Origin of the sequence: Thermobacillus composti KWC4 (genome assembly GCF_000227705.2) — a bacterium.
Taxonomy (GTDB): domain Bacteria; phylum Bacillota; class Bacilli; order Paenibacillales; family Paenibacillaceae; genus Thermobacillus; species Thermobacillus xylanilyticus.
In genome coordinates, this window is record NC_019897.1 from 2,548,238 (window position 1) to 2,570,756 (window position 22,519).

A 22,519-nucleotide genomic window follows, 5' to 3' on the forward strand; every position below is an offset into this window, starting at 1 on the left:
GCGGACGAACCGGGCTTTAGTCTTCGTACGTGAAATCCTGGCCGAGCCATTCCTTGCTGAGCTTCGCCAGCGTGCCGTCCTTCCTCAGCTCGAGCAGCGCGGCGTCGATGTCGTCGGCGAGCTGCTGCGATTCGGGATCGCCCTTGCGGAAGATGAACAGGATTTCGGCTTCCGTGAGCGGCTTGCCGACCGTCTTGAGCTTGCCCTGCGGATCGATGAGCGGCAGGGAGAAGTCCGCGCCGATCGCCGCATCCACGCGCCCCGTCGTAATTTGACTCACGAGGTCGTTCGCCCCGCCGTTGTTGTAGACGATCTCCAGCGCGCCGGGATGTTCCTTGTTGTAGTTCTCCAGAATTTGCGCCTGCGCGCTGGTGGCCGTCGCCAGAAACTTCTTGCCGTGCATGTCGTCCAGCGACTCGATCGGATCGTTGTTGTCCTTGGCGACAACGATGAAGTTGCGCCAATAAGCGTAGGGCACCTTGTTGAACAGATACTTCTGCTCGCGTTCCGGGTTCTTCTCGAACTCGTGCGCGCCGAAGTCGATTTTGCCCGTCTCCAGACTTAGCAAGATGTTGCTGAAATCCATCGTCTGGAACTCGAATTCGTACTGCTCAAGCCGTGCGTCGAGCTGGCGGACCAGCTCCACGTCGAAGCCGGTCAGCTTGCCGTTCTCGTCGATGAATGCGACTTTCGGAAACTGCGTGCCGGTGCCGACGATGATTTTTTTCACGCCTTCCTTGCTCTCCCCGGCGCTTGCGCCTCCGCAGCCAGCCGCCGCGACCGCGGCAATGATCAGCAAGATGACGGCTTTCATTGCACTTCTCATCGGGATTCCCTCCTGTTGCCGCTGATCGTATGGACTTCACTGAATTTCGCGGGATCGAGAATTTTGCGGAGCAGGTGCATGGTCCCGTCCCCGTTGCCCGGATCGAACGCGATGAACCGCTCGTAGCCCCGCCGCTCGTACATCGGCATTAACCACGGATGTTTCTCGGCCGTTGCCAGTGTGACCGCCGGCGCCCCGAGCCGCCCCAGGACAACCTCGTTCTCCACATAGGCAAGCAGCCTCCCGCCAATGCCCTTGCCCTGGAAATCGGGGTGCACCGCAAACCATTTCAGGAACGGAAGGTCGGTCAAATGCCGGGCTTCTTCCTTGCGGGACAGCGTGATCGTCGCCGCGATCAGTCCGTCGATTTCCAGCACGTAGCAGTCGTTCTCCGCGATATTGTCCCGCACGAGCGCCACATCCGCATGCGCCGCCGGCCAATGCAGGTTCAGCTCGCGGATCAGGGCATACGCTTCATGGATGACTTCCCGAACGCGTTCCGCGTCTTCAATCCGCGCCAGCCGAATCGTTTCGCTCATCCGGCTTCCTCCTCTCCACAGACTCAAATTCTCTTTTTCCTATCGTTTTAGTGCGAATAGGGCTTGAGACAACTGTATCACGGCTCCGGCCATGCCGCTAATAGACTTTCTCTATTCGTCGATCGCAAAAATTTAGGACGCCAGCGCTTCCCTCAGATCCACCGAGCGCAGCAGCCGGATAATCTCTTCGTGTTCGCCGCTCAATGCGATCAGGTTCGTCTGCAGGGCGATGCCGGCGGTTTCCTCGATCTCGACCGGCTTGAGCCGTCCTTCGGCAACCTCCTGCCGGACGGTGAGTCCGGGCAGGAAGCAGATGCCGGCCTTGCGCATCACCAGCTTCTTCGCCGTCTCCGCGTTGTCGGCATGATACACGATGTCGGGCGGCTGATCGAGCCCTTCGAACACGCGATGCAGCCTGAGCCAGTCCAGCGCTCCGCACTCGAAGAACACGAGCGGCTGGCCGATGATGTCCCGGAGTGACGCTTTGCCCGAGAATGCGAACGGATGGTCGGCATAGACGTACAGTTTGATCGGATCTTCGTGGAACAGAAACGACTGGAAGGCCGGATGCGCCGATTTGCGGACGAATGCAATGTCGATCTCCCGGTTGAGCAGCTTGGCCGTCAGATCCTCCGTCGGCGCCGTCGTCAGCTTGAACGTCAGCTCGGGGAATCTGGCCTTGATTACGGGAAGCAGCTCGGGGATCACGTAATTCGAGACCGAAGCCGTGCTGCCGATGCGCAGTTCGTTGGGGACGGCGGTTCTTTGCTGAAGCTGCAATTTGCCCTTCTGGAACGTCTGCAGAATCTTCTGCGCATAAGGCAGAAACTGCTTCCCCTGCTCCGTAAGGACGACTTGTTTCCCGAGCCGGTCGAACAGCTTGCAGTCCAGCTCCCGCTCCAGCGTCTGAATGCGCGCCGTCACCGACGGCTGCGACAGATAGAGCACCTCCGCCGCCTTGTTGAAGCTGCCGAAATGGTTGACATAGACGAACGCTTCGATGTTTTCCAGGTTCATGATCAGACGCCTCCCTCCTGTGTCGACCTGAATTCAATCTTTTCCTATATGTTAAATTGGAAATGTTTGTTTGTTATCGTAAGGCAAGATCGTCAGGTCTGTCAATTTGTTCCTTGCGTCACAGGGGCGGGGCATCGATTGAATTTTTCTATTCGTCGATAGAGAATTTTGAATTGCAAATGCATAAACCCGGCGCCGATCCGGCACCGGGTTTTCGCGATGCTTGCGGCAAGCGGCTACACGCGGACGGCGGCGTCCGCCGTCTCCCCCGCAAGCCTCGCCGCCGCCGCGTCGAGGCGCTCCCGCAATTCGTCCTGCAATTCGTAAATGACGCCTCCCGGCGTTTCCTTCCGCTCCACCTGCGTATCCAGCGCATAGACTTCGCCGGCGAACCGCCGCGCGCCGAGCGCGGACAGAACCGGCTTCAGCGCGAACTCAATCGCCAGCAGATGGGCGATCGTGCCGCCGATCATGACCGGCAGCACCGTCTTGCCTTCCAACCCTTTCTGCGGCAGGAGATCCAGGAACGTCTTGAGCAGGCCGGTATAGGATGCCTTGTACACCGGGCTGGCGACGATCACGGCATCGGCCCGCGCCACGCGCGCGTTCGCCTCCTGAACAGCCGGGCTGTCGAAACGGCCGAAGATCAAATCTTCCGCCGGCAGAGACGCGGCGGCGAGATGGTCGACGTCGACGCCGCGCGCGGCAAGCGTCGTCTCCAGATGGGAAATGATGCCGGCGAGCCGCGATTGCGGATTCGGACTGCCGGAGAGGATGAGAACCGTTTTGGCCATGCGTGTCCACTCCTTCTGTATCCATCATGGTCGGGATCAAACCTTGAGCGCTCTCGCGCGGGTATAGCGATTCTCCGGTACGGGCAGTCCGAGGTTGCCGCGCAGCGTGTCGCTCTCGTACTCCGTCCGGAACAGGCCGCGCGCCTGCAGAATCGGCACAACGTGGTCGACGAATTCCTCGAGACCCCGCGGCGTCGCGGCATGGATGATGAACCCGTCCGCCGCGCCGGTCTCGAACCACTCCTGAATCCGGTCGGCGACGGTTTCCGGCGTGCCGATGAAATTGCCGCGCGGCGTGGCCGTCCGCAGCGCGACTTCGCGGAGCGTCAGGTTCTGCTCCCTGGCGATGCGCTTGATCCGGTCCGTGTTCGCCTGGAAGCTGTTTTTCCCCAGATCGCCGATGTCCGGGAACGGCTCATCCAGCGGATACTGCGAGAAGTCGTGATGATCGAAGAAGCGGCCGAGATAATTGAGCGCCTCTTCCACCGTGACGAGCTCGGCAACTTCGCGGTACTTCCGCTCCGCCTCTTCCTCCGTGGAGCCGATGATCGGCCCGATGCCGGGGAAGATCAGCAATTCGTCCGGATTGCGCCCGAAGCCTGCCGCCCGCCGCTTGATGTCCTGATAGAACTCCCGCGCTTCCTCGATCGTCTCCTGCCCCGTAAAGACCGCGTCCGCCGCCCGGGAAGCGAAATTTCTCCCGGCTTCCGAAGATCCCGCCTGGAAGATGACCGGATGCCCCTGCTTCGAACGCTGGATATTGAGCGGCCCCTTGACCGAGAAAAACTCGCCTTCATGATTCAACGCGTGCATTTTGTCGGGATCGAAAAACTGCCCCGTCTCCTTGTTGCGGACGAAGGCATCGTCTTCCCACGAATCCCATAGCCCGCGCGTCACTTCGAGAAACTCCGCCGCAATCCGGTACCGCGTCGCATGATCCGGATGCTGTTTCCTGCCGTAGTTGAGCGCCGATCCTTCCAGCGGCGACGTGACGACGTTCCATCCCGCCCGGCCGCCGCTGATGTTGTCCAACGAACCGAACTGCCTCGCCACCGTGAACGGCTCGCTGTACGACGTCGACAGCGTCCCGACAAGTCCGATATGCGTGCTGACCGCCGCCAGGGCGCTCAGGATGGTGATCGGCTCGAATCGGTTGAGAAAATGGGGAATCGATTTTTCATTGATGTAGAGACCGTCCGCGATAAAGATGAAGTCGAGCTTCCCTTCCTCGGCTTTGCGCACCCATTGCTTGTACAGCCCGAAATTGACACTGGCGTCCGTAATCGCATCCGGATGGCGCCAGGTCGATGTACCGCCGCCCACCCCGTGCAGCAGCGCCCCGAGCTTCAGCTGTCGCTTTCCGCCCATTCGTCATCCCTCCATCGGTCGTATCTGGCTTGATGTTGTCGTCTCGTTGGTTAAATGTATTTTATCATAGCGGTTTACTCGGGTTTTAATTGAAAATTAAATCGTTCAATAAAGGATTTCGATTGCCGCCGATCATGGTTGACTGCTGCACGGGGCTTGACACTGCTTGGCAAATTTCGTCATACAAGCACATATAGGCCGCTGCCCACATAGACTGTAAAACAGTCTTCCGCCGCCGGAGGCGTGCGGGCCGTTCCGGTAAATCATCTTGGGGGTGGCCTTATTCATGCCTGGATTGTTCGCTGCCATCGCTTTGTTCATCAAACAGCTCTCGCTGCTGGTTTCCTACGTCAAGAACAACGCCTTCCCGCAGCCGCTGCAGGAGGAAGAAGAAGCGAAGCATCTCCAGCTGATGGCAGAAGGGAATCAACATTCCCGAAACTTGCTGATCGAACACAATCTGCGCCTGGTGGCCCACATCGTCAAAAAATTCGACAACACCGGCGAAGACCTCGAAGACTTGATCTCGATCGGCACGATCGGGCTGATCAAGGCAATCGAAAGCTTCCAGCCCGGCAAGGGGACGAAGCTCGCCACTTTCGCCGCGCGCTGCATCGAGAACGAGATCCTGATGCATCTCCGCTCGCTCAAGAAGACGCGCAAGGACGTATCGCTTCACGATCCGATCGGGACGGACAAGGAGGGCAACGAGATCACCCTGATCGATATCCTCGGCTCGGACACGGACGAAGTGGTCGACAAGGTGCAGCTCAAGATCGAGAAGTCGAAGATCCACAAGAATCTGGACATTCTCGACGAGCGCGAGCGCGAAGTCGTCGTCGGCCGGTTCGGGCTGGAAGCCGGAGGCGAGGAGCGGACGCAGCGGGAGATTGCGAAGGAGCTCGGCATCAGCCGTTCCTACGTGTCCCGGATCGAGAAGCGTGCGCTCATGAAGCTGTACCACGAGTTTTACAAGCAGAAGAAATAACGCCGGCCGGAGCCTCCCCCAGGGACTCCGGCCGTTCGCATCTGTTTCGCCTCGGCCGCAACGTGCCAGCGTCTTCCGTTCTCAACTCAACAACTCATGCCCGGCGCGGGCGACCACCTCTTTCAGCTTCTCCACATAGAGCTGCCCGAGACGGCTCAGGGACGTCTTCTGGTTCGTGATATAGCCGATGAGCATGTCTTCGTCCGTCTTGAGCCGCACGGGCTTGATCAACCCGCCGTACACGTCCTGGTTCAGCACGCCGGAACTGATCGTGTACCCGTTCAGGCCGATCAGCAGATTGAACAGCGTCGCCCTGTCGCTCACCAATATTTTCTTCCGGTAGCTTCGCGTGCTCAGAATTTCCTCCGCGAAATAGAACGAGTTGTACTCCCCCTGCTCGAACACGAGACACGGATACTCGTCCAGTTCGTCCATCTCCAGCATCTCCCGCTGCGCCAGCGGATGGTGGACGCTGATGAACACATGGGGCTTCGCGGTGAACAGCGGATGGAACTTCAGGTCATGATCCCGCAGCAGCTTGGTGATCACTTTCCGGTTGAACTCGCTCAGGTACAGAATGCCGATTTCGCTGCGCAAGTTCCGGACATCCTCGATGATTTCGTGCGTCCGCGTCTCGCGCAGCGTGCATTCGTATTCGTTCTCGCCCAGCGTCTTCATGAGCGCCACGAATGCCTGGACGGCGAAGGCGTAATGCTGGGTGGAGATCGAGCACAGCTTCCGGGACGGCCGCTTGTTCAAGTACCGCTGCTCCATCAGCTCCGCCTGCTCCACCACCTGGCGGGCATAGGCCAGAAACTCGATGCCCTCGTTCGTCAGGGCGATCCCCTTCGGGGAGCGCACGAAAATCTCGATGCCGAATTCTTCCTCGATCTCCTTCACCGCGTTCGACAGACTCGGCTGTGAAATATAGAGCTGCTTCGCCGCCTCGCTGATCGAACCGCAGTTCACGATGGCGAGAATGTATTTGAGCTGCTGCAGCGTCATGCGATCGCCCCCTTGCCGCCGTCAGAACACGAACGTTTCGTCCGTAATGGGCGCCACTTTCGCCACCGCGTACGTCGACCCCTTCTGCGAGAAGAAATCGTAGGTCGAACCTTCGTTCCGAATGCCGTTCATGACGATCGGATTGACTTCCTCGTCGGGGAACATCACATCCATCCCGAGGTTCATGAGCGCCTTGTTGGCGTTGTAGCGCACGTAGCTTTTCACTTCCGGACCGAGGCCGGTCTCCGCGTACACGTCGTTCGTATATTCGATTTCATTGTGATACAGGTCGAGCAGAAATTCGCAGCCCCACACCGTCAGCTCTTCCTTCACCTTGTCGGGAAACGATTTAAACAGTTGCTGCGCGAAATAGCCGACGGCGACCCCGTGGATCGACTCGTCCCGCAGGATGAGGGAGATGACCTCGGAGCTGTTCCGCAAGATCCCCTGGCCGCCCAGATAGAGCGGATAGAAAAATCCGGAATAGAACAGGAACGATTCCAGCATGACCGAGGCGAACATCGCCTTCCACAGGGAGACGGGGTCATTCTCCCGGATCGAACGGTAGACGCCCGAGATCCGGTTCGCCTTGTATTGCAAATATTCGCTCTTCTTCACCCAGTCGAAGATCGCCTCGATCTCGCTGTTCGTGCAGAGCGTGGTGAAGATGTACGAGTACGACTTCGCGTGGATCGCCTCGAACGCGGCGAACACCGTATAGAGCGCCTTCTCCTGCAGATCCGGCGCATGGCGGGCGATCTCGTTCATCCCGATGTTCGTCTGGATCGTATCGAGCAGCGTAAGCCCGCCGAGCACCTGCTTGTACGTCTCCTGATGCTCGAACTGGCTCCACTGCTTCACGTCCTTGCTCACGGCAATCTCCTCGGGGAACCAGATCTGCCGCCATTGTTGATCCCAGAACGTCTGGACGAGGTCCCGGCCCTGCCGGTTCCAGTTCACCGCTTCATACCGATTCAGACCGAGCATGCCACACACTCCTCAATCGTCTGCAGCCGCTGCCGCACGTAGTAAACCGTCTTGATCCCCTTCATCCACGCGTAAATGTACAGCCGGGCGAGCCGCTCCGTCGTCCATTGGTCGGTCACGTACACCGTCATCGAGAGGCCCTGGTCGACATGCTTCTGCGCCGCCGCGTACAGGTCCACCATGCGGAACGGATCGATCTCCCAGGCTTCCTTGTACAGATGCTTGTTCCCGTCATTCAGGAACGGCATCGGATAGATCGTGCGGCTGTCCGCGTAGTCGCGGATTTCCACCCGCTCCGTGATCGGGGCAAGGGACGCGGTGCAGTTCCGGATGTACGAAATGCTGCCCGTCGGCGCCACCGCCAGCCGGTAGGCGTTAAACAGCCCGTGCGCCATCACCTGCTCCTTCAGTTCCTGCCACATCTGTCTCGTGATGACGGGCACGGTCCCCAGCGCGCGCCGCACCGGCTCGGGCAGTTCCCGCTCTTCCTTGTCCACATACGGGTCAAAATAGGAACCGTCCGCGTAGTCGCTCAGCTCAAACCCGTGGAACGTCTCCCCCTTCTCCCGGGCCAGCCGCATGGAAGCGAGCAGCGAGTAGTAGTTCAGCGCCTCCATGAACGCATCCACGAACAGGATCGACTCGTCCGAACCGTATTCCAGCCCTTGCGACACCAGATGGCCGTGCAGATTCATCACGCCGAGCCCGACGGAATGCATGAGCCGGTTCGCCTTGCTGACGGACGGCACGTTCCGGATGTCGGTCATGAGCGACACATTGGTGAGCAGCCGCATGGCCGTATCCACGAGCTTTTCGAAATCCGTCTGCGTCGCCTTGTGGATGTCGAGCGAGCCGAGGTTGCAGGACACGTCCATGCCGTATTCATTTTCCGTGCCGTGGTCGTGGATGACGCTGGTCTGCTGCACCTGCAGAATTTCCGTGCACAGGTTGGACATTTTCACCCGTCCCAGCCCGCGCAGCGGATGCCGGGCGTTGACGTTGTCGTCGAACACCTCGAACGGATAGCCGGACTCGAACTGGGCTTTCTTGATCTCCGTGTACAGCTTCCGCGCATTGACCCGCTTCAGCTTGCGGATGTTCGGGTTGTCCAGCAGCTCGTAGTACATCTCGCTCATGCTGATCTCCGACATCCGCTTGCCGTACTCCCGGTAAATGTCGTACGGGCTGAACAGGACGATGTCCTTGTCCCGCTTCATCAGCTCGAAGAAAATATTCGGCACGATGATGCCCGTGGACAGCGTCGCCAGGCGGATCTTCTCGTCGGCGTTCGGCTTCTTCGCGGAGATGAGGCTCTCGATGTCGGCGTGGAAAATGTTCAGATAGACGACGCCCGATCCGTTGCGCTGCCCGAGCTGGTTCGAATAGGAGAAGGCGTTCTCGAGCAGCTTCGCCACGGGCATGACGCCGCTGGCGCGGCTTAAGATGCCCTTGATCGGATCGCCGAGCGGACGGATGTCTGTCAGGTTGACGCCGACGCCCCCTCCGAGGCGGGACAGTTCCAGGCAATAGCCGATGTTCGCGGCGATGCTGTTCATCGAGTCGTCCATCGACAGCTTGAAGCAGCTCACCAGCTCGCCGCGGGCCCGCTTGCCGCTGTTCAGCGCCGTCGGCGTCGCCGGCTGGTAGGCGGTCATCATCGCGTCGACCGCCCGCTCCGCCAGCTCCTTGTCGCCGCGCGCCAGGTAGAGGGCGATGATGACGATGCGGTCCTCGTATTTTTCCAATATTTCGGCGCCGTCCCGGCTCTTCATCGCATAGCTGTCATAGAACTTGCTCGCGCTCATGAACGACGGGAACCGGAAATGATAGCTGTACGCCCGCTCGAACAGCTTCTCGATGAACGCCTTGTCGTACTGCTCGAGGAATTCCCGCTCATAGTAGCCCTCGTCGACGAGGTAGCGGATTTTCTCGTCCACATCGATGAAGTAGCGCATCTTGACGTTCACATGCTCGAGAAAATAACGCCTCGCCGCTTCCCGGTCCTTCGCCAGATCCAGCCGCCCCGTGCGGTTGTAGTGGTGCAGCACTTCGTTGTTAATTCGCAAATACGATTTCATGCCGGCTCCCCTTCCCGATCCGTTCCAGGTAAAATTGCCGGATCGCTTCGTAATCCTGCCTGAATCCGCGCAATTCCAGCTTGCGCACCAGCGGCACGTTCCACCGCGCCGCGATCGCATCCCCGGCTCTGCCGAAATGGACATGCCCGAAGTTGCGGTTGCCGCTGACGGCCACGCCCCGGCAATGCGCGCCGCTGCGCTCCATGAATCGCTGCACGACCTCCGGCACCTGCCCCAATCCGTCGGTGTAGGTCAGCAGCAGGAACGGCTCCGCGACCGTCGTATCCTCGCCGATCTCGATTCCCGGCAGCCCCAGCTGCGCGACGATGTAGCGGACATTGCCCGTCCGGCTGGCGTAAGCGATCATCCGTCCGCGCCCCCCAGCCGCTCCAGCATCTCTTCGGTGCTCGTCCAGAACTCGCCGTCCGCCTCGAGCGCCGGCACGGTCTTGATGCCTGCGCTGATCAGGCGCTCCCGCGCCGCTTCGTCATGGTCGATGTTGATGATCTCCACTTCCTTGCCGGAGCGCTGCGCCTCGGATTTGATCCAGATGCACCGCGGGCAGACGGTTTTCGTGTACAGTTTCATGGCGGGTTCCTCCCTTGTGCGGTTCGATTGGATGAAAAAAAGCACCCTCTCCCCCGAGGATGCCTGCTGACGACAAGCGCATGGCGCGGAAGCCCTGCCGCGGCAAAACCGCTCCATCCTCCGCATGCGCCGGCCGTTCCTGTTCTCAATCCCCGGAGAAAGGAAACCACGTTTCGGTCAGGCAGGTCTCCTGGCTCCGCCTCATCCTCCCGTTCCCTTCCCATGCGCGAAAGCGCACAGTGGATGTGAACGTTCGTCCGCGTTACAGTTGCGGGGACAGCGCCGGATTCGCACCGGCTTCCCTATTAAACCGCCTTCGCGGTGCCTGTCCGAAACAAGCAATATGTGGTTGTGCGAGATGAGTCCATCCTAACACAAGTTTTGCCGAGGTACAAGATATAGTGTTTCGGGATCAATTCACCTCCAATATATTGATTCCACGGCGTTCCGGCCATTTCGGGGCACGCTTCGGTTCCATAGAAAAAAACTATCGAACGCGATAGAAACCGCGTATTACCCGATACCTCGTCCGGTCTTCCATAATCTGAAGCAAAGACGAAATCGGGAGTGATGGGGATGCAGACATCGATCATCGGATATCCGAGAATCGGAGCCTCGAGGGAACTGAAGTTTGCCGTTGAGAACTATTTCAGGGGAGAAATCGGCGCCGGGGAGCTGAACCGGATCGCCGCCGGCCTCCGAAGTGCGCATTGGCAAGTGCAGAAGGACAGCGGGATCGATCACATCCCTTCCAACGACTTCTCCTTCTACGACCATGTGCTCGACACGGCCGTCCTGTTCAATCTCGTTCCGGAGCGCTACCGCGCGCTGGGGCTTGATGAGCTCGAGACGTACTTCGCGATGGCGAGGGGCTATCAGGGGCCGCGGGGCGACGTGAAGGCGCTGGCGATGAGGAAATGGTTCAACACCAACTATCATTATCTCGTGCCCGAAATCGAAGATTCCGCGGAAATCCGGATCGCCGGAAGCAAAATCTTCGATGAATACGAGGAAGCAAGGCGGCTCGGCATCGAGACCCGGCCGGCGCTTGTCGGCGCCTTCACCCTGCTCAAGCTGGCGCGGTTCACCGGGCGCAGGCGGGCGGAACATGTCCTCGCCGACATCGTCCGGGCCTATCAGGATGTCCTTCAGCGGCTGGGGGAACTGGGCGCCCGGTGGGTTCAGCTCGATGAGCCGTGGCTGGTGACGGATTTGACGACGGAGGACATCCGGCTGCTTGCGGAGCTGTACCGGCCGATCCTGTCCGGGAAGCACAGCGTGAAGGTGCTCGTCCAGACGTACTTCGGCGATGTCCGCGACTGCTATGAAGAACTGCAGACGCTGCCCTTCGACGGCATCGGGCTTGACTTCGTGGAAGGCGTGCAAAGCCTGGTGCTCCTGCAGAAACACGGTTTCCCGGAGAACAAGACGCTGTTCGCAGGGGTCGTAAGCGGCCGGAACATCTGGCGAAACCGTTATGCCGACACGCTGCGGACGGTGCGGGAAATCCGCCGTTATGCGCGGGATGTCGTCATCGGCCCGTCCTGTTCGCTGCTGCACGTGCCGTATTCGGTCAAGCATGAGACGCGGTTGCCGCAGGACTATACGCGCCATTTTGCCTTCGCGGAGGAGAAGCTGCGGGAGCTGGCGGAACTGAAGCGGCTCCTGGACAGCCCGAATCCGACGAAGGAAGAGGCGTACAAGCGCAACGAGGCGCTGCTTGCGGGTCCTCGCTGCAAGCCGGACGAAGCGGTCCGGGCGAGAGTCGCCGCCCTGACGGAGCGCGACTTCACCCGTCTGCCCGCCTTGCCGGAACGGGAAGCGATCCAGCGGGACAAGCTGAAGCTGCCTTTGCTTCCGACCACCACGATCGGGTCGTTCCCGCAGACGCCGGATGTGCGGGCGATTCGTGCGGCGTACCGGAAGGGAGAAGTGCCGGAGGAGGCGTACAGGCGGTTTATTTTCGACAAGATCGCGGACTGCGTCAGACGCCAGGAGGAGATCGGCCTCGACGTGCTCGTCCACGGCGAGTTCGAGCGAAGCGACATGGTCGAATATTTCGGCGAGTGTCTGGACGGCTTCGTCTTCACGACAAACGGCTGGGTGCAGTCCTACGGCACGCGGTGCGTCAAGCCGCCGATCATCTGGGGCGACGTCCGCCGGTCCCGGCCGATTACCGTCGAGTACGCCGTTTACGCGAACGGGCTGACGGACCGGCCGGTCAAGGGGATGCTGACCGGGCCCGTGACGATGCTGAACTGGTCGTTCCCGCGGGAAGACCTCCCGCCGAAGGAGATCGCCTTCCAGATCGCCCTCGCCATCCGCGACGAAGTACTGGATCTCGAAGCCCATGGCATCGGGATCATCCAGATCGACGAAGCGGCGCTCCGGGAGAAACTGCCGCTCAGGCGGTCCGACTGGCACGCGCAATACCTGAGCTGGGCGATCCCGGCCTTCCGGCTCGTGCACAGCGGTGTGCGGTCCGAGACACAGATTCACACCCATATGTGCTACAGCCGGTTCGAAGACATGATCCGGGAGATCGAAGCGATGGACGCGGATGTCATCTCCTTCGAAGCATCGAGATCCGATCTTGAACTCGTCGAGACGCTGCGGGCGAGCGGTTTTCGTCCGGGGGCAGGACCGGGCGTCTACGATATCCACTCCCCCCGCATCCCGGATGTGGAGGAGCTGAAAGCGGCCATCCGCAAGATGGTCCGCGCCATCGGCCCCGCCCGCCTGTGGATCAATCCGGACTGCGGGCTGAAGACGCGCGGCGAAGCCGAAACGTGGGCCAGCCTGCGCCATATGGTGCAAGCCGCGGCCGAGGTCCGGGCCGAGCTTCAGGGTTGATATGGAACGCCTTTGCAGGAAATCGACTGAAACAAGATGAAAGAATATGGAAACCGGTTTAAGCATGGGCGCTGTGTACGCGAAGGAAGGGATGACTTGCCTTGACGCTGGGAATGTCCATCCTCCTGTACGGGCTGGCGTTGTCGATCGTGCTGTCGGCGATGATCGTGGGAACGCTGTACGCCAATCCCCGGCTGCTGCTGCAGTCGTACCCCGAGGGCATTCAGCGGGCGGCCGGCGCGAAGACCGCTTCGGAACAGCGGACAACCCGCATCATCGGCGCTTGCTTTCTGCTCGTGCTCATCGGCGTTCCGGCGGTCTCCACCTGGCTGCTCGAGCGGTCGCTCGGCGGGGACATCGCGTTTCCGACCGCCTTCCTCAACGCGTTCGGCATCATGACCGTGTTCAACGCGGTCGACTGGCTCGTCCTCGACTGGCTGCTGTTCTGCACCGTCACGCCGAAGTTTCTGGTCATTGAAGGAACGGAAGGCATGGCCGAATACAGGAACTATCGTTTTCATTTCAGAGGTTTTGTTGTCGGCACGGTGTTGGCCGCAGCCGCAAGTCTGGCATTGGCTGCGGTTTTTGCAATCGTATAGGCTGCTCAGCGGCCCTCCGGAGTTCCATTGCGCAGACATCCGGAGGGCCTCTCGTGTCCCGCCGTCGGCACCGCTCTCGCCATCTCTGTCCGCGCCGCTCAGTTCCCGAACCTTCAGGATCAAGGCCTCCCGCCGGGAAGTCCGGATTTGGTTGCGGCCGCGCATGCTGGTAGAGTAGAGACATGGGCGAAAGCGCTCACAGGAGAGCCGGATGCGGCGGAATCACTCACAGTTGTCGAAACGGCGGCATTTTGGAGGCATTTTTGATCCGGACGGAAAAATTGAGGCACAAGGAGAGGGACTGATCATGAAAATCGCGCGCTTCATCCCGCTGGCGGAACCGGAATCCCCCGCCCGCCGCGGCATTCTGGAAGACGGCTGGCTGCGGGAACTGTCCGGCGGACTGTTCGACCCGCCCGCGTTCACCGGCCGGCGGTTCGGGCTTGCGGACGTCCGCCTGCTCGCGCCGGTCATGCCGCGCCATATCATCGGCATCGGCAAAAACTTCGCCGCTGCGGGCGAGCCGAAACCGCCCGAACCCGACATGCCGATCCTGTTCTTCAAACCGCTCGGCACCGTGATCGGTCCCGGCGATCCGATCATGCTGCCGGACGGGGCGAATCGGGTGAAGTTCGAGTCCGAGGTGGCGGTCGTCATCGGGCGGACCGCACGCCGGATTCGTCCGGAGGATGCGGACGGCGTCATCTTCGGCTGCACCGTCGCGAACGATGTCAGCGCGCTGGACTTTTTCCACCCCGAAGGCCATTGGACGATCGGCAAGGCGTTCGATTCGTTCTGCCCGCTCGGGCCGGTCATCGACACGGCGTTCGACTGGCGCACGGCGCGCATCCGCGCCTCGGTGAACGGCGTGCCGAAGCAGGACGGCGCGATGGACGAAATCATCATGCCGGTCGACCGGCAGATCGCTTACATCAGCCGCTTCATGACCCTGCAGCCCGGCGATGTCATCCTGACCGGCACGCCGGCGGGCGCCGACTGGGTCGGCGACGGCGATGTCGTCACGTGCGCGGTCGACGGCATCGGCGAGCTGACGAATCCGGTCGCCGCTCCGGCGTGATCCCGCTCCGGCGGCTTCCCGGACGGGCGCACCGGTCTTAGGGCCTGACGCCCCGCAGCACCTGTGCGCCCTCGAAATGGGAGTCCAGCACGACCATCGTCCGGCAGCCGATCATTCCCGGCTCCGCGACGATCTCGTTCGTCACCGTCGCGCTGAGCACAAAGCCGCTGTCCGCCACCATCGGCTCATCCCGGCCGTATTCGATCGCGTCATCGTGCATATCCTCGAGAAGCTGCTCCGGATCGACCAGCACGGACGTATAGATCGTCGCCGTCGGCAGGAAATAGGCCGCCAGGAAGAACGGCCGGTCGGCCGGATAGCCCCCGAAGCAGAGACGTTCGCCGTAGAATCGGAGCACCGTGCCGACAAGCAGCGGCAGGAAGCCTTCGGGGAGCTCCAGGTGTTCGACTTGTTTGACATCAACCGAAATCCAGGAATCCTGTCGCATGGTGTTCATTCCTTCCGTGGGCCGCTCGAATATCCCGGGCAGATTCGGGCAACGATGGTGCTGAAAACCTTAAATGTCGTCAAAAAAACTGAAAAATCTCCAAGATTTCGAATCGCCATGGTCTGGCAACCTTATACAGGTTCACTATAATGGAAGTGATGCAACAGCCGCAAGCATTCTCCGGCCCGCCTGTCATCAGGCTTTCCGCAGCCGAAAGGGAGAATGGCATTGAAACGCAAACCGTCCATTCTGGCGCAGCTCACGATCGGTTTCACGGCGATTCTGCTCTTCGTCATGTCGGCGACGGCAACGGTGACCTACGTGCAGACGTCGCGCTCGTCGCTGAATCAGACCGCCAGGCTGCTGCTGGACTCCATCACCCATCTGAGCGGCAAGCTGGACGCCAATCTGATCGAATATGACAAAATGACGCAGGTGCTGGCGTTCAACGAGGTCGTGCAGAAACATTTGTCCGCCCGCACGAATCCGGGGAGCTACAACGAAGAGCTGATCCGCGTCATGAACGCGAGCAACCGGACGAGCGGACACGAATCGAATATCATGATCCTTGACCGGTACGGATCCAGCTACCTGGCCAACTCTTCCATGGACTTCCTCTGGCGGTCGCTTGAAGCCGTGCAGAAACAGCCCTGGTACGACGAAATGGAACAGTACAAGGGACGCATGCTCTGGTTCTCCGGACTCGTCTGGGTGGGCGGCGCCCAGCCGGCCGTGATCGGCGCGCGGAGCCTCAACAACATCGAGACGCTCGAGAACATCGGCACGATCGTCTTCGCCTACCCCGCGATCACGCTGCAGAAGACGATCGGACAGATGAACCTCGGCAAGAGCGGCAAAGTCCAGGTTGTCGACTCATTCGGCCGCGTCGTCTATTCGACCGTATGGGACGACGTGGGCACGCCTGCGCCGAGCGTGCTGCTGGAGCAGGTGCGCAAAGTGCCGAGCGACATGATTACGCTGAACACGGAAGACGGGCCCGCCTACATCTCCTATGCGTATTCCGAATACAGCGGCTGGACGGTGCTGGCCTACATCGACCGCAGCGAAGTGTACGAGGGCGTGTCGCGCCTGCAGCGCACCATCCTCTGGATCAGCATCGTCGGTCTGTCCGTCGGCATTCTGTTCATCACCTTCTATTCCTGGACGCTCGTCAGACCGATTCGCTTCCTGGCGAAACGGATCGAGCGGATCGACGAAGGCCATCTGCTGCCGGTGAAGCGCCAGCTCTGGAATGCGGAAGTGTCGGGGCTGTATGACAGCTTCAACCGCATGCTCGCGCGGCTGCAGCAGACGATCCGCGATCTGACGGACAAGCAGGTCAGCGAGCGGCAGGCGCAGTTCGTCGCGCTGCGCGCCCAGTTCCGCCCGCACTTCCTGTACAATACGCTGAACACGATCTACTGGACGCTGGAAGGCAAGCGCGACGCCGCGGCGGCCGCCGAGATGGTGCAGCTGCTCAGCGAGCTCTTGCGCTACAGCATCCAGCCGGGCTCGGAGATGACGACGGTCCGCGAGGACGTCGCCCAGCTCAGACGGTACATCACCCTGCAGAAATACCGCTACGGCGAGCGGCTCGATGTCGAGCTGGACATCGACGAGGAACTGCTCGATTGCCGGTGCATGAAGCTGCTCCTGCAGCCGATCGTCGAGAACGCGATGACCCACGGGCTGGAAGGCGTCAAGCGGGATCAATGGAAAATCCGCATCCGCATTCAGCGCGACGGGCGGGACATGGTGCTGACCGTGGACGACAACGGCATCGGCATGAGCGAACGCGAGATGAAGGAGATTCTGTCCGAAGACGCGCCGCAGCGGAACAAGCCGCTGCACACCGGCATCGGTCTGCCGAATCTGCAGGAGAGAATCCAATACATCTATGGCCGCAGCTACGGGATCACCTTGTCCGGCAACGAATGGGGCGGCCTGCGCGTGACGATCCGCATTCCGATCGATCCGGACGCCGGCAGCGGCAAGGAGGTGCCGTGAGATGACACCGCATGGACAACCCAGACGCGGCGGACCGCGCCGGACATGGCCGCTCCTCGCGCTGGCCGCGCTGCTCGTCCTCGCCTCATGCGCGGAGGGCGGCATGATCGTCAGCCACGGCGCCCGCGGCGCGGACCAGGGGCCGGACCCGCTCGTCATCTGGCTGTGGCCCGGTTCCGGCTACGAGCCGTTCATTTCACAGTATAACGAGGAGCATGACGACGTGCAGGTCGAGATCGTCCGGTTCGACTCCCAGGATCTGCACGCCAATCTCCAGACCGCGTTTGCGGCCGGCTACGGCGCGCCGGATGTCGTCATGATCGACCTCAGCTACATGGAACGCTTCAAACGGTTCCCGTCCTACTTCTACAATCTGCGGGAACTCGCATCCGAGCCGCTCGCCGGGCGGTATCTGGCGTGGAACTGGCAGCAGGCGGCCAGCCCGGACGGCTCGTTCATCTACGCCCTGCCCGCGTCCATCGGGCCGATGACGATGCTGTTCCGCGTCAGCCTGTACGGGCAGGCCGGATTGCCGCTGGACCGGGGCGAGCTGGCCGAATCGCTGCCGGACTGGGATTCGTTCCTCCGCAGCGGCATCGTGCTCCGCACCCGGACGGGCAAACCGATGATCGACAACATCGGCACGCTCTACCGCGCCATCCTCGGCCAGGCCGAGGTGCAGTACTTCGATCCCGAGACCGGCGCCTTCATCGGCGACACCAACCCGGCGGTGCGCGAAGCCTGGGACTACGCCGTCGCCGCGAAGGTGAACGGCCTGTCCGCCGGCCTGCAGACGGGCTCGACCGAGTGGGCCGTCGGCATGGAGCAGGGACATTTCGCGACGCTGCTCGCACCCGCCTGGATGCTCAGCTACGTGACGGAGAACTCTCCCGGCGCGGTCCGCCAATGGAACATGACGCGGCTGCCCGGCGGAGCGGCGAACTGGGGCGGATGGTTCTTCGCCATTCCGCGGGAGAGCCGCCATCCGGATGAGGCCTGGGAGCTGATTCGATGGCTGACCGATGAAGAACGGCAGCTCGAACTTTTCCGTGAGCAAAATATTTTTCCGTCGCTCACAACTTTGTACGACAATACCGATATTACGAATAAACGGGATGGTTTCTTCATGGGCGCGCCGGTCGGCCAACTGCTGAGCGAGGCTGCGCTTGCGGTCCGGCCGGTCTATGCGGGCGCCTATCAGCCGCTGGTCGAGGAGATCATGGAATCGGCGCTGCAGAAAGTCGAGAACGGACTGCTGAGCGGCGACCGGGCGTGGGAAGACGCCATGCGGCAGATCCGCACGGAACTCGCGGCGCGATAACCCGCCGGCACGACGACAGAAGGAGGATTGACCGATGCGGATTCTGATCGTGGATGACGAATCCGGCGTCCGTCAGATGATGGCGGACACCGTGCGCCGATTCGACGACAGCTACGAAGTGGAAGAAGCTGAGGAAGGCGAAGAGGCGCTGCGCATGCTGGACGATTCGTTCGACCTGGTCATCACCGACATCCGGATGCCCGGCATGGACGGGGTGGAACTGGCGTCCCGCATCCGCGAACGTTTTCCCGACATCATCATTTTCATGCTGACCGGCTACGCGGAATTCGAGTACGCCCGGGCGGCGATCCGCGCCAACGTCTCCGAATATTTGCTCAAACCGGTATCCGTGCAGGCGCTTCGCGAAGCGATCGCCAAGGCCGCCGATACGGTACGGGGACGCAAGGAAGCGGAGCGGATCAGCCGGCTGCGGGAAATGGCCCTGCTGGAGAAAAGGGTGCAGGATCTGCTCTACGAACTGCCCCTCCCCTACTACGACGAGTGGATGTTCCCGGAATACGACGCCGTCGGCGTGCTCAGCTTCGTCATCGAGGACGCGGAGGAAGGCGGCACGATCCGCTTCGCCGTCAAGAACGTGCTGGGCGATGTGCTGAGCGGTTTCGGCGTTCCCCTCGTCTTCGTTGAAGGCAGCCATCTGACCTGCGTCCTGTTCCTGAAGGACGGCCACGCGTCGCCGGAGGAGATCGCCTCGCGCTGCGCGGACGCGGTCCGCGCCACCCTGCGGCGGACGATCCGGGCCGGGATCGGCGGCGTGGCGAAGCAGCTTTCGGAAGTGAGCGGCCTCTACTGGCGCAGCCTGAAACAGCTCGGCATTGACCGTCCGGCCGTGCCGGTCGCGGGCGACGGGACGGAACAAGGAACGGACGGCCTGCTTGAGCCGCGCGGCGAGATGCACCATCTGATCCGCCAGACGATTCACATTCTGGAGACGGAATACGACCAGGACATTACGCTGTCCGGACTCGCCGAGCGATTGTATCTCAATCCGAACTACCTCAGCACCCTGTTCAAGAACGAGACGGGCACCACGTTCACGCAGGCGCTGCTCCGCATCCGGATGGAAAAGGCGAAGGAGCTGCTCCGCACGACGAAGCTGAAAATTTACGAGGTCGGCAGCCGGGTCGGCTACGCCGATTCCGCGCATTTCAGCCGGGTGTTCAAAAACCACGAGAACATGAGCCCCTACGAGTACAGAGAAAAATACGCGCAGACCTGAAGCCTGTTCACACATCCGCACCTTGTAACCGGGGTGGCCTCTTGCGGCGCATGGGTGCGCCGGAGGGAGTTTCACCGTGCCACACCTCCGGATCTGGTGCATATCTGCACCAGATGGAGGTTCTCCGCGCCTACCTCCCCGCATCTGGTGCATTTCTGCACCAGATGGAGGCACTCCGCGCCTACCTCCCCGCATCTGGTGCATTTCTGCACCAGATGGAGGCACTCCGCGCCGACTCCTCCGGATGCGGTACCAGCGCAGTGCCATCGCACAAACGGGCTTCCGCTTGAAGATTGCGCCTCAAGCGGAAGCCCGTTTCAACTATCCCCTCACACCGCCTCCGGCAGACCGAGGAGCGTGCGCCGCAGCGCGCGCCACGCCGCCTCCAGCACCCGCTGCAGCCGCCACGCCGCGCCCCCGGCGGCCATGACGACGATGCCATTGCGCCAGGTGCGGGAGGCGCCGGCGATGCACCCGCCGGGCATGGCCTCGGACGCGCGTTCGATCGCCTCGCGCACCGCATCCAGATGGATGCCGTCCAGACGGTCGGAGAAGCAATACAGCATCCCGACGTGCGTGCAGTCTTCCCAGGCACCCGGCGCGGCGATCCGCTGTTTCGCAGGGTCGACGAGCTGACGGCTGCGGAAGATCAGCTCCCCGCCGTACCGGACGGACAGCGTCGCATCGTAACGGCGGAACGCGAATTTTTCCCCGCGCCCGGCGCGGCCCGGGCAGATGATCTCGGAAGACAGCCAGACGGCGCCCGGCGCGAGGTCGACCTCGGTGCACGCGGCAAACTCGGCGTCCCGGTACAGCATGAGCGGCTCCATCATCGACTGGACGCACGCGCCTTCATGCAGCGCGAACCGCTGCGTCAGCACCGCGCCGCGGCCTGGCGGCGACGGATGGATGCGCGTGTGCCCCTGATTCGTCAGGCAGACGCGCGCGTCCGCCTCCGCCGTCCACGCCATCTCGTAGCGGTCGCCGGTGAGCATGCCGGGCGACGCATCCATGACGATGACGGCCAGCTCGTGCTGGCGGTCGAACGCCTTCGCGATTTTGAGCGGTGCGGTGTGCATCTTCGAGACGAGGGCGGTGCGCCCGCCGCGGACGGCGAAGGCGGCTTCGAGGCGAGCCTGCCCGTGGGCCGGCGGCACTTGCGGCAGTCCGTCTGCCGATGCTGCATCCAGCCTTCCGGCCTGCGCTGCGTGCGGTCGGGGCCCAGGCACCGCATGCGGCTGCACGATGGCCCGCGTCCCTAGTCCTGCGGCTGCCGCCGCGCCGTCAATGCGTATGCCGGATGCCGCGGGCATGCTGAAGCTCATGTTCCAGCCAGTCGACGATCATGCGGAGCCCTTCGCCGCCGTGCAGCAGATTGGTGAACACATAGGGCCGTCCGCCCCGCATCCGCTGCGTATCTTCCTCCATCACCTTGAGGCTCGCGCCGACATGCTCCGCAAGGTCGATCTTGTTGATGAGGAGCAGGTCGGAGCGCATGATGCCCGGACCGCCTTTGCGAGGGATTTTCTCCCCTTGCGCCACGTCGATGATGTAGATGAACCGGTCCGCCAGTTCCGGGCTGAACGCCGCCGCCAGATTGTCGCCGCCGCTCTCGATCAGAATGAAATCCAGATCCGGGAACCGGGTTTTCAGATCCTCGATCGCCTCGAAGTTCATCGAGGCGTCCTCCCGGATCGCCGTGTGCGGGCAGCCGCCCGTCTCGATGCCGATGATCCGCTCCTCCGGCAGGCAGCCGGTTTTCACGAGAATGCGCGCGTCTTCCGCCGTATAGATATCGTTCGTGATGACGGCGATGCTGTAGCGGTCCCGCATTGCCTTCGCAATGCGCTCGACGAGCGCCGTCTTGCCCGAACCGACCGGCCCGCCGATGCCGATCCGCATCGGACGGTCCGCCGGTACGGTCGGCGTCTCCCAATCATGATGGTGATGATGTCCCTGTCCTTGGCACATGGAAATCCCTTCCTATCAAAAAATGGTTATCCGGCGTCATCGCTACGACATGAACAGCCGGGAATACAGCGTCTCATGGCGCATCGCCATCAGTTCCGCAAGCGGCGTGTTGCCGTGCGCGTCCTCCGGTTCGAGCCGGTTCGCCAACTCCCACCCTTCGGCGATGAGCGGGATGAGCCGGGCGATGATCGCCTGCCCCTCCGTCTGGCCGATCGCCATAAGACGCAGCGCGCTGTTCACGCAAGTGACGATGTTGCCGTAAAGCAGCCCCTGCACCGCCTGATGGAGCGGAAAGCCGAGGCGCCGGCACAGAAACCCGAAGACGAGCGGATGCGTAGCCAGGGAGCGGCCGCTTCGGAAGGCCTCTTCCAGCGGCGACAGATCAAGTCCCGGATGGACACTGGCCGCGAGGCGGAGCAGCCGGCGCCCCATCTTCCCGGCGGCCGCCCGCGACTCCGCCGCCGCGCGCTGGAGATGGACGAGCCGCTCGATGCGCCAAGCCCGCTCCCAGTCATCCGTCGGGCATTCGTACACCGCCTTCACGATCATCGCGTCGAGCGTCGCCCAGCTCTGCAGCAGCAGCATCGTCTCCGCATAGCGCTCAAGATCAGCCGACGTCCGGATCCGCCCTTCCTGCACCATCGTCTCCAGGCCGAACGAATGCGAGAACCCGCCGATCGGCAGCGCGGACTCGAGCAGCTGCTGCAGCATCAGCCACGACACATCTGCTCGAGTCCGCGTCGGAACGGACACCGGCACCGCTCCGCCGCCTGCCGGACTATCCAGAGCATCCGCCACAGCCACAACCTCCTTGC

At 61.8% G+C, this 22,519-nt stretch carries 21 protein-coding genes and 1 riboswitch; of the genes, 7 read left to right on the forward strand and 14 right to left on the reverse strand.

Annotated features, from left to right (window positions below):
• Window positions 1-16 precede the first annotated feature (16 nt).
• From THECO_RS11945 to THECO_RS11965, 5 genes are all read right to left on the reverse strand, one after another.
• Complete coding sequence (locus THECO_RS11945; RefSeq protein ID WP_015255302.1) at window positions 17-826, reverse strand: transporter substrate-binding domain-containing protein; 810 nt, start codon at window positions 824-826, stop codon at window positions 17-19.
• Window positions 823-1,365 carry a GNAT family N-acetyltransferase gene (locus THECO_RS11950; RefSeq protein WP_015255303.1) on the reverse strand — a complete coding sequence of 181 codons (543 nt, stop codon included), beginning with the start codon at window positions 1,363-1,365 and terminating at the stop codon, window positions 823-825. The genes THECO_RS11945 and THECO_RS11950 overlap by 4 nt, the downstream gene beginning before the upstream one ends.
• Window positions 1,366-1,497: 132 nt before the next feature.
• Window positions 1,498-2,382 (reverse strand): LysR family transcriptional regulator, encoded by an 885-nt coding sequence (locus tag THECO_RS11955; RefSeq protein WP_015255304.1) that lies wholly within the window; start codon window positions 2,380-2,382, stop codon window positions 1,498-1,500.
• 236 nt (window positions 2,383-2,618) lie between these two features.
• Window positions 2,619-3,176: an NADPH-dependent FMN reductase gene (gene ssuE, locus THECO_RS11960; protein WP_015255305.1), complete on the reverse strand. Its 558-nt coding sequence runs from the start codon at window positions 3,174-3,176 to the stop codon at window positions 2,619-2,621.
• 36 nt (window positions 3,177-3,212) lie between these two features.
• Window positions 3,213-4,544, reverse strand: coding sequence for an LLM class flavin-dependent oxidoreductase (locus tag THECO_RS11965; protein WP_015255306.1), 1,332 nt, complete (start codon window positions 4,542-4,544; stop codon window positions 3,213-3,215).
• Between the two features lie 286 nt (window positions 4,545-4,830).
• Here THECO_RS11965 and sigK point away from each other — a divergent pair, with 286 nt between their 5' ends.
• The gene (gene sigK, locus THECO_RS11970) at window positions 4,831-5,532 is read left to right on the forward strand and encodes an RNA polymerase sporulation sigma factor SigK (protein WP_015255307.1); all 702 of its coding nucleotides are present in this window, start codon (window positions 4,831-4,833) and stop codon (window positions 5,530-5,532) included.
• A gap of 81 nt (window positions 5,533-5,613) precedes the next feature.
• Here sigK and THECO_RS11975 read toward each other — a convergent pair whose 3' ends face one another.
• The 5 genes from THECO_RS11975 to THECO_RS11995 are packed head-to-tail and all read right to left on the reverse strand — an operon-like array spanning window position 5,614 to window position 10,190.
• Entirely contained in the window at window positions 5,614-6,537 is a 924-nt protein-coding gene (locus THECO_RS11975) for a LysR family transcriptional regulator (protein WP_015255308.1), read from the reverse strand.
• A gap of 21 nt (window positions 6,538-6,558) precedes the next feature.
• On the reverse strand, window positions 6,559-7,524 hold the full coding sequence (gene nrdF / locus THECO_RS11980; RefSeq protein WP_015255309.1) for a class 1b ribonucleoside-diphosphate reductase subunit beta: 966 nt from the start codon (window positions 7,522-7,524) through the stop codon (window positions 6,559-6,561).
• Window positions 7,512-9,602 (reverse strand): class 1b ribonucleoside-diphosphate reductase subunit alpha, encoded by a 2,091-nt coding sequence (gene nrdE, locus THECO_RS11985; RefSeq protein WP_015255310.1) that lies wholly within the window; start codon window positions 9,600-9,602, stop codon window positions 7,512-7,514. Before nrdE ends, nrdF begins: the two co-directional genes overlap by 13 nt.
• A complete protein-coding gene (gene nrdI, locus THECO_RS11990; protein ID WP_015255311.1) occupies window positions 9,580-9,969 on the reverse strand; it encodes a class Ib ribonucleoside-diphosphate reductase assembly flavoprotein NrdI in 390 nt (129 codons plus the stop codon). Before nrdI ends, nrdE begins: the two co-directional genes overlap by 23 nt.
• Window positions 9,966-10,190 (reverse strand): glutaredoxin family protein, encoded by a 225-nt coding sequence (locus tag THECO_RS11995; protein ID WP_015255312.1) that lies wholly within the window; start codon window positions 10,188-10,190, stop codon window positions 9,966-9,968. The genes nrdI and THECO_RS11995 overlap by 4 nt, the downstream gene beginning before the upstream one ends.
• A 163-nt stretch (window positions 10,191-10,353) precedes the next feature.
• Window positions 10,354-10,534, reverse strand: a riboswitch (cobalamin riboswitch).
• Between the two features lie 232 nt (window positions 10,535-10,766).
• On the opposite strand from THECO_RS11995, the gene metE reads away from it, so the two are divergent.
• The 3 genes from metE to THECO_RS12010 all read left to right on the forward strand — a co-directional run bounded on the left by metE (window position 10,767) and on the right by THECO_RS12010 (window position 14,720).
• Window positions 10,767-13,043: a 5-methyltetrahydropteroyltriglutamate--homocysteine S-methyltransferase gene (gene metE / locus THECO_RS12000; RefSeq protein WP_015255313.1), complete on the forward strand. Its 2,277-nt coding sequence runs from the start codon at window positions 10,767-10,769 to the stop codon at window positions 13,041-13,043.
• A gap of 101 nt (window positions 13,044-13,144) precedes the next feature.
• On the forward strand, window positions 13,145-13,642 hold the full coding sequence (locus tag THECO_RS12005; protein WP_015255314.1) for a hypothetical protein: 498 nt from the start codon (window positions 13,145-13,147) through the stop codon (window positions 13,640-13,642).
• A gap of 307 nt (window positions 13,643-13,949) precedes the next feature.
• Window positions 13,950-14,720, forward strand: a complete 771-nt coding sequence (locus tag THECO_RS12010; RefSeq protein ID WP_052835990.1) for a fumarylacetoacetate hydrolase family protein — start codon at window positions 13,950-13,952, stop codon at window positions 14,718-14,720.
• A gap of 37 nt (window positions 14,721-14,757) precedes the next feature.
• On the opposite strand, the gene THECO_RS12015 is transcribed toward THECO_RS12010, so the two are convergent.
• A complete protein-coding gene (locus tag THECO_RS12015) occupies window positions 14,758-15,168 on the reverse strand; it encodes a hypothetical protein (protein ID WP_015255316.1) in 411 nt (136 codons plus the stop codon).
• A gap of 228 nt (window positions 15,169-15,396) precedes the next feature.
• Between THECO_RS12015 and THECO_RS12020 the strand changes: the two genes are divergently transcribed.
• From THECO_RS12020 to THECO_RS12030, 3 genes are read left to right on the forward strand one after another with little or no spacing between them, the layout of a single operon-like run.
• Window positions 15,397-17,175, forward strand: a complete 1,779-nt coding sequence (locus THECO_RS12020) for a sensor histidine kinase (RefSeq protein ID WP_015255317.1) — start codon at window positions 15,397-15,399, stop codon at window positions 17,173-17,175.
• A gap of 1 nt (window position 17,176) precedes the next feature.
• Window positions 17,177-18,496 carry an ABC transporter substrate-binding protein gene (locus THECO_RS12025; RefSeq protein WP_015255318.1) on the forward strand — a complete coding sequence of 440 codons (1,320 nt, stop codon included), beginning with the start codon at window positions 17,177-17,179 and terminating at the stop codon, window positions 18,494-18,496.
• A 34-nt stretch (window positions 18,497-18,530) separates the two neighbouring features.
• A complete protein-coding gene (locus tag THECO_RS12030) occupies window positions 18,531-19,733 on the forward strand; it encodes a response regulator transcription factor (RefSeq protein ID WP_015255319.1) in 1,203 nt (400 codons plus the stop codon).
• Between the two features lie 329 nt (window positions 19,734-20,062).
• On the opposite strand, the gene THECO_RS12035 is transcribed toward THECO_RS12030, so the two are convergent.
• Genes THECO_RS12035 through THECO_RS12045 form a run of 3 tightly spaced genes read right to left on the reverse strand, consistent with a single transcriptional unit; the run spans window position 20,063 to window position 22,502 of the window.
• Window positions 20,063-21,058: an urease accessory protein UreD gene (locus tag THECO_RS12035; RefSeq protein ID WP_083883218.1), complete on the reverse strand. Its 996-nt coding sequence runs from the start codon at window positions 21,056-21,058 to the stop codon at window positions 20,063-20,065.
• Window positions 21,018-21,704, reverse strand: coding sequence for an urease accessory protein UreG (gene ureG, locus THECO_RS12040; protein ID WP_015255321.1), 687 nt, complete (start codon window positions 21,702-21,704; stop codon window positions 21,018-21,020). Before ureG ends, THECO_RS12035 begins: the two co-directional genes overlap by 41 nt.
• A 42-nt stretch (window positions 21,705-21,746) precedes the next feature.
• Window positions 21,747-22,502, reverse strand: a complete 756-nt coding sequence (locus tag THECO_RS12045; protein ID WP_015255322.1) for an urease accessory protein UreF — start codon at window positions 22,500-22,502, stop codon at window positions 21,747-21,749.
• Window positions 22,503-22,519 lie beyond the last annotated feature (17 nt).